The sequence below is a fragment of the Aggregatilinea sp. genome (assembly GCF_036822615.1).
GTDB lineage: Bacteria > Chloroflexota > Anaerolineae > Aggregatilineales > Aggregatilineaceae > Aggregatilinea.
In genome coordinates, this window is sequence record NZ_DAISHJ010000007.1 from 5,040 (window position 1) to 9,297 (window position 4,258).

The window sequence follows — 4,258 nt, forward strand, 5'->3', positions numbered from 1 at the left end:
GAATTCCCCGCCGACGCGCAGCAGCGCCCCGACGTTCTGCGGATCTTTGAGCAGGTCGAGCACCAGCAGGAACGGCTTCTCGCCGCGTTCGGAGGCAGTCGCCAGGATCGCATCGAGTTCCACGTACGGGTACGATTCGACCCGCAGCGCGACGCCCTGGTGGTTGGCATCGTGCGAGAGATCGTCGATCACCCGGCGCGGCACGCGCCGCACGCCAACGCCGCGCTGCTGCGCCGTGGAGATGATGCTCTCCACGGTGCCCTTTTCTTCGATGCCTTCCGCCAGCAGGATCTGGTGGATGTTCCGGCGACCGGCGCGCAGACATTCCAAAACCGGCCAGCGCCCATAGAGATATTCGCTCATGCTGTTCCCTCAAAGCTGCGGGAGGGCGCAGCAGCGCGCCCTCGTTGGTTTTCGTGATCGGTCCGGCGGTTTTACCCGATGCGCCACACGGTTCCATCGGCCCGGTCTTCGAGCGTTACGCCCAGGTCACTGAGCTGATCGCGGATGCGGTCGGACGTGGCGAAATCTTTCGCCTTGCGCGCCTGCATACGCAGATCGACCAGCAGCCGGATCAAGCCGTCTTCGCGCTCGGCGTCGGCGGCCCCTGCGCTGGCTTCCTCGCCGGGCACGATGCCCAGCACGTCGCCGCCCAGGCTGCGATAGGTGTCATCGATACTCTGCAACACCTCTTTGCCGACCGTCTGCCCGCTGTTGAGCAGCGTGTTGACTTCGCGCGTGAGGTCGTACAACGCTGCCAGCGCACCCGGCGCGTTGAAGTCGTCGTCCATTGCCTCGACGAACTGCTGCCGCGCCTTTTCCAGCGACGCGAAGAACGAGTTCCCCTCGTCGCCATCCGGCGCGCTGCGCAGCTTTTCGCGCGTCAGCCGGACCGCCCCGTAAATACGATCCCAGCCCTTGCGCGCCGAGTCGAGCGAATCCTCGCTGAACACGATCGGGTTGCGGTAATGGCCGCTCAGGATGAACGTGCGGATCACTTCGGGCCGCTGGATCTTCAGCGCATCCTTGATCGTGTAGAAGTTGCCCAGGCTCTTGGACATTTTGACCGGAATGCCGAATTCGTCCGGCACGGTCAGGCTGCCCGTGAGCATCCAGTACCGCGCGAACTCGGCTTCGTTGGCGGCTTCGCTCTGCGCGACCTCGCACTCGTTGTGCGGGAAGATATTGTCCACGCCGCCGCCGTGAATATCGAACGTATCGCCCAGGTACTTGCGCGACATGGCCGAGCACTCGATGTGCCAGCCCGGATAGCCAACGCCCCACGGGCTGTCCCAGCGCAGGATGTGTTCCGGCTCCGCCTTCTTCCACAGCGCGAAGTCTTCTGCGTGGCGCTTGTCTTCGCGCACTTCCTCTCGCGACCCGGATTCTTGCTCTTCGACGCGCCGGTTCGACAGCTTGCCGTAGTCGCCCCAGCTGTATACGTCGAAGTATACGTTGCCTGTGTCTGCAACGTAGGCGTGACCCTTTTCGATCAGCGTCTCGATCATCTTGATCTGTTCGGGAATGTGGCCGCTGGCGCGCGGGCTGATGTCGGGGCGCGCGACGCCGAGCGCGTCCATATCCGCGAAGTAGCTGCGCGCATACGTTTCCACGATCTGCATCGGCGTTGCTTCCGACTGGCGCGCCTTGCGCAGAATCCGGTCTTCACCGGAATCCAGCAAATGGCCGACGTCGGTCAGGTTCTGCACGTAAAGCACGTCGTAGCCGCTGAAGCGCAGGTAGCGCACCACCACGTCGAACGAGACGTAGGTCTTCGCGTGGCCGACATGCGCGTGATCGTACACCGTGGGACCACAGACATACATGTTCACCTTGCCCTCGTGGAGCGGCACAAACGGCTCTTTTTCACGGTGCAAGTAGTTGTAGATTTGGAGTGCCATTGTCTGTTGTCCTTGACCTTGTAGGGGTAAGAAGTCACAATTCTCGTATTGTAACGAAAAAACGGAACAGGGGTAAGGGCAGGGGACCAATTGGCGACAGCCTGCGCGCCCGGTACAATGCCCGCCGGAGCCTTGTTACGCCAGGGAGAGACGGTCGATGAGCACGATCTGGATTCGGCATGCGGATGTGGTCACGCTGGACGCGAGCGGCACGATCCTGCGCGATGCGGATCTGTTGGTGGTGGATGGCAGGATCGCGTGCATCGGAAACGTGCCCGAGGACGCGCCTGCGGACGAGATCCTCGATGTGCGCGGCGGCGTGGTGATGCCGGGCTTCTTCAATGCCCACTGCCACGCGCCGATGACCTTAGAGCGCGGCTGGGCCGAGGACCTGCCGTTCCCGCGCTGGCTGAACGAGAAGATCTGGGTGGCGGAAAGCGCGCTGACCGCCGAGGACGTTTACTGGGGCGCGGCGCTGGCCGCCTGTGAGATGATCCGGAGCGGCACAGTTGGCTTCAACGACCACTATTTTTATATGGACCGCGTGGCGGAAGTGGTCGAGCAGAGCGGACTGAAGGCGCAGCTGACGTGGTGCGTGTTTGGCGTCGGTGAAGATAAGGAAGTCGGCGCGGGGTTGGATGGCGCGCTTTCCTTCGCGGAGCGCTGGCAGGGCGCGGCGGACGGTCGTATCCATACCTGCCTGGGGCCGCATTCGCCGTATCTATGCCCGCCGGACTTCCTCGCGCGCATCTCGGAGCTGGCCCACGCGCGCGATCTGGCCGTACATCTGCACGTAGCCGAATCGCGTGAACAGGTCGAAAACTCGCTGGCGCGTCACGGCAAGTCGCCCGTCGTCCAGCTGGCCGATCTGGGTCTGTTCGATGGGCGCACCGTTGCGGCGCACTGCCTCGTGCTGGATGAACGCGACCTGGAGATCCTGGCCGAGAAGCGCGTATTCGTGGCACGCACGCCAATCACCTACATGAAGCTGGCGATGCCGGTAAACTTCGTCACGGATTTACGGGCGGCGGGGATTGCGGTTGCGCTGGGCACGGACGGCCCGGCTTCCAACGCGGATATGGACATGCTGGCCGTGATCCGCCAGAGCGTGCTGCTCGAAAAATACCTGCGGCTCGATCCCGAATCGTTGCCCGGCGATACAACGTTGCGCATGGCGACGCAGCACGGCGCGGCGGCGATGGGCTTTGCAGAAAGCGGCGCGCTGGTCGAGGGCGCGGCTGCGGACCTGATCGTGCTGGACTTCGACCGGCCCCATTTGCGCCCGCGCCACGACCTGATCGCCAATCTCGTGCACAGTGCGAAGGGTGCGGACGTGCGGCACGTCATGGTGAACGGTCGCTTGCTGATGCGCGATCGTGTGCTGCTGACGCTGGACGAGGAGCGCATCCTCTACGAAGCGGAACAGCGCGCGCTGCGCATGGTGAATCAGAACATGAGCCAGGTGCGCGAATACCGCGCGTAGAGCGCGCCAGCCGGTGCCACTTCAGGCGCTGTCGCGTGTTTCAATAGGATAAGGGGGCATCGTATCGGGCTGTAGGGTGTAAAGCGGGAGCGAATGCAATGCCCTGGCAAAAGCGTGTCGCGGATGGTCTTACTGCATCTCGTGCGGTTCTGGCGCTGCTGGTTCTCTGGACGGCTGTCAGCCTGGGACCTGCGGGAGCGGAAATGGTGCTGATCCTGCTGCTGGTTGCCGCGACGGGGGATACGCTGGATGGTTACCTCGCCCGGCGCAGCGGCAGTGAGGGCCAGACCTGGATCGGTGAGCACGACGTTTGGTTTGATATCTTTTTCACTACGTGTTTGCTGCTGTTCCTCGTAGTAGCGCAGCTTGCGCCGCCGGTTCTGGCGACGGGGCATTTCGTCGGCTGGATGTGGTTGTTTCACCGCCAGCACAGCGCGCCGAACTCCTATGCCGTGCTGTATCAGGCCCCGGTCTATCTGGGTGTCGTCGTGGCAGCGATCGCCTGCCGCCCGCGCGCGCTGACCTGGGTGATCGGCTGGCTCGGTGTGATGGGCCTGTTTGCGTGGCGGCGCTTCTTCGGGGTGCGCGTGCCCGCCTTCGTGCGTGACCTGCGCGAGCATGTGGTCAGGCGCTGAGCGTCGCTATTTACGCAGCGACGCTTCCGACGGCTGCGAGAAGTACATGCGCCCTGCGTTGGTGACGATGTAGCGCGTGATGAGCACCGGGATGGTGCGGTCCATGTAGCGTTTGCCATCCTCGACCACGACCATCGTGCCGTCGTCCAGATAGCCCACGCCCTGATCGGATTCGCGGCCTTCCATCACAACGTGGATGTCGATGATCTCGCCGGGCAGATAAATCGCCTTGAGCGCAT

Annotated in this window: 5 protein-coding genes; 2 read left to right on the forward strand and 3 right to left on the reverse strand. The window is 63.4% G+C overall.

Features of this window, described 5'->3' with window-relative positions:
• Both V7116_RS03935 and cysS read right to left on the reverse strand, forming a co-directional pair.
• Positions 1-363, reverse strand: a 363-nt coding sequence (locus V7116_RS03935; protein WP_324390580.1) for an RNA methyltransferase substrate-binding domain-containing protein, incomplete at its 3' end; no start/stop codon positions are given.
• A 71-nt stretch (positions 364-434) separates the two neighbouring features.
• Positions 435-1,901 carry a cysteine--tRNA ligase gene (cysS, locus tag V7116_RS03940; RefSeq protein ID WP_324390581.1) on the reverse strand — a complete coding sequence of 489 codons (1,467 nt, stop codon included), beginning with the start codon at positions 1,899-1,901 and terminating at the stop codon, positions 435-437.
• Between the two features lie 157 nt (positions 1,902-2,058).
• Here cysS and V7116_RS03945 point away from each other — a divergent pair, with 157 nt between their 5' ends.
• On the forward strand, positions 2,059-3,384 hold the full coding sequence (locus tag V7116_RS03945) for an amidohydrolase (protein WP_324390582.1): 1,326 nt from the start codon (positions 2,059-2,061) through the stop codon (positions 3,382-3,384).
• A 98-nt stretch (positions 3,385-3,482) separates the two neighbouring features.
• The gene (locus V7116_RS03950; RefSeq protein ID WP_324390583.1) at positions 3,483-4,019 is read left to right on the forward strand and encodes a CDP-alcohol phosphatidyltransferase family protein; all 537 of its coding nucleotides are present in this window, start codon (positions 3,483-3,485) and stop codon (positions 4,017-4,019) included.
• A 6-nt stretch (positions 4,020-4,025) separates the two neighbouring features.
• Here the strand turns inward: V7116_RS03950 and V7116_RS03955 are convergent.
• On the reverse strand, positions 4,026-4,258 hold a 233-nt coding region (locus V7116_RS03955), incomplete at its 5' end, for a TRAM domain-containing protein (RefSeq protein WP_324390584.1).